Below are 801 nucleotides of genomic sequence, written 5' to 3'. Positions count from 1 at the left end.
GCGCCTGGTCGGAACGTGAGTGGAAGGCGAGCGAACGGCGGCCCGAGCGGTCGGGCGCACCGACGACGAGTTGCAGCTCGACTCCGCCCTCTTCGGGCAGGACGAGCGGCGCCTCAAGGGTCAGCTCCTCCACCAGTTCGCAGCCGGCCTGCTCGCCGGCGCGCAGCGCCAGTTCGACGAACGCCGTGCCGGGCAGCAGCACCGCACCCATGACCGCGTGATCGGCCAGCCAAGGCTGCGTCTCCACCGCCAACCGGCCGGTGAACAGGAAGCCTTCGGCATCGGCGAGGGAGACGGCCGCGCCCAGCAGCGGGTGATCGGCGGACCGCAACCCCATGGAGGTGACGTCACCGACCGCGGTGCCGGCGTCCAGCCAGTAGTGCTCGTGCTGGAAGGCGTAGGTGGGCAGGTCGACGCGTTCGGCTCCGGTGCCGGAGAAGTACGCGGTCCAGTCGACGGCGACCCCACGCACATGGGCCACGCCCAGGGCGGCTGTGAGGGACTCGGCCTCCGCCCGTCCCTTTCGCAGCACGGGGACGAAGGCGTGGCCGTCGCCGGTGACGCAGTCCTGCGCCATCGCCGAGAGCACACCGTCCGGGCCCAGCTCGACGAACGTCGTCACGTTCTCCGCTTCCAGGACCCGCATGCCGTCGCGGAAGCGGACCGCTTCACGGACGTGGCGGACCCAGAAACCGGGGTCGGTGATCTCCTCGGCGGTCGCGATCGTCCCGGTGAGGTTGGAGACGACGGGGATGCGCGGGGCCTCGTACGACAGCCCCTCGGCAACCTTGCGGAATGCCT

General features: G+C 71.2%; 1 pseudogene. It reads right to left on the bottom strand.

The features are described from left to right. Positions 1-801 (bottom strand): annotated as a pseudogene (locus LMU33_RS40835) (polyketide synthase dehydratase domain-containing protein); the annotation flags it as partial.

Source organism: Streptomyces barringtoniae (assembly GCF_020819595.1).
In the GTDB taxonomy this organism is placed as follows: Bacteria; Actinomycetota; Actinomycetes; order Streptomycetales; family Streptomycetaceae; genus Streptomyces; species Streptomyces barringtoniae.
Note: the sequence above shows the minus strand (reverse complement) of the source record. Positions and strands in the feature narration are given on the sequence as shown.